At 26.6% G+C, this 2,063-nt stretch carries 1 protein-coding gene and 1 pseudogene; both read right to left on the bottom strand.

Annotated features, from left to right (window positions below; all coding sequences use genetic code 11):
- Window positions 1–538 (bottom strand): annotated as a pseudogene (locus AABL85_RS17365) (hypothetical protein); the annotation flags it as partial.
- A 1,231-nt stretch (window positions 539–1,769) separates the two neighbouring features.
- The coding region (locus AABL85_RS17360; protein WP_341311021.1) for a hypothetical protein at window positions 1,770–2,063 on the bottom strand (294 nt) is incomplete at its 5' end.

Genomic DNA, 2,063 nt, shown 5'->3' with positions numbered 1-2,063 from the left:
TAGTCTCTGTCCCATCCTCTGACTTATAGGTATACGTACCATCAGCACCAGCCACAAGCGTAGTTACTGTCTCATTGGCCTTAACTATTGTTGAAAAAAATAATTCCTTTCTTGCTCCTGAACGATCTAAGTATTCAAATTTATTTCCATCATAAAAAACATTTCCTCCTGCTGTCTTTAAAATATTTTGAACAGTCTCATTCTTAACAATTTCTTCAAAGTTATTTATCACAATATCCTTTACATCTTCACCAACTGTTAATTTTAACCATTTTGTTTTATTCCAATAATAAAATCCAGGTTCTATGTCCCCTTGTTTTTTATTAGCATAAACTAATAAACTTTCGACATTCCCATTTGAAATAGTCGAAGTGTCATTAGTATTTTTTAAAGGAATACTTGGTATTAATAATCCCTTATCATTTGAAGTTATTGTAAGTTCTGCTGACTTATTTGGAACTTTGGTTCCAATACCAACTTGAGCCTTTAAAGACAACATAAATAAAAATGCTGCCACACATAGTAATTGCTTTTTCATAATTCACTAAATTTTATCAAACAAAACTCAATAAAACATTAAAAAACAAAGTTCTATTTTGTTATCAAACAGGAATTATTAACAAAAAAAAACAAAAAACCTAACATAAAAACATCAGCACATTAATTATAACCCAATTAATTAAGAGACAATACACCACAAAATCACATTATTTACCTATAACGAGAAATAATTTAATAATTTTACAAAAACACACCTAACAAAAAAAGAAACTAAATAAAGTGGATTTAACAAACTAAAAAAAACAAGTATAACACTAACCAATATTTTTTAACAAAGATTATTATATTTAGAACAATTTATCAATGTAGAAAAAGTATAAAAACACCATTTTCTCAGACTTAAAAACCATACTAATTTACCTTTTAGCTTGCATTGATATAAGTTTGATTTATAAAAAATAATTAATTAGGTCGTCTTGACTTTTGTAAAATAAAGAAAGGGTATAGAAATTTGGGGGCATTAAATAAACAAAACCTCCCCCCGTATACCAAGTACTTCAAAAAGATAGTATAGAATTAGATATAATCTCACGCTTAAAATAAACAAAGGCTAAAACTAATATTTTAACTAAGATATTCGCTTACATCAATCAAAAAAACAAGTGAGTATTTAATTTTTTTTTATTTTAACCTACTTTAATAAAGTAACGTATTGGGGTAAATTGATTTTTTACAAACAATACAATTGATTGATTTTAAAGAAGTTTAAAAGAGGATAATTCAAATCCTACCACACCAAATTAAAGATAATAAAATATAAAATCATTTTAATGCCATAGCAATATTCGTTATGATTAACATTTATCAAAAAGTATGAGATGATTTCAAAATTAAAAATTTTCGAAATGAATAATTTAAGGGTAAAAGAGAACTTATAACACAATTCTGATTGCTACCAATTATTCAACAAAATAATCCTTTCACTTTAATCTGTTAAAATTACTCAGTTTTTTTCTTTTGAATTACTTTAAAATAGGGTTACCCCTTTATAAATGCTAGAATCTTATTTATTGATACAATAAATAAGATTATTAAATATAAAACTTGTAGGGAGTCATATTAATTCCCTACAAGTTATCAAAAATTAAAACACTTACCTTCCCTATGGATAAATCTTATTTCTATTTGTTTTCTTGTAATCCTTTATAGCCTTATTTTAAATATTCAGAAGTATTATGCAATCCATATTGTGATTGATTACCAACCAATTATATCTTATCTGATACATTTTTACTTATTTTTTGAACAGCATCTTTTGTATCACTTATTTTATCTGATACCTTAGTATCTTTATCTTTAGTATTATGAGAGAACTCTTTAATTTCCTCTACAACATCTTCTACTACCCCTTTTGCTTTATCCCACATATTACCGAAAAAATCACCAGTTTTCTCCTTAGTTTCTTGAGCAGTATCTTTAATAGAGTCTACTACTCCTTCTACTTTACTCTGAGCCTGATCATGAACCTTGCTAGCAGTATCCTTAATAGAGTCTACTGCTCC

This window comes from Myroides odoratimimus, assembly GCF_038039805.1.
Lineage (GTDB): Bacteria > Bacteroidota > Bacteroidia > Flavobacteriales > Flavobacteriaceae > Flavobacterium > Flavobacterium odoratimimum_B.
The sequence above is the reverse complement of the archived record's forward strand: the minus strand, read 5'-3'. Positions and strand labels throughout refer to the sequence as shown.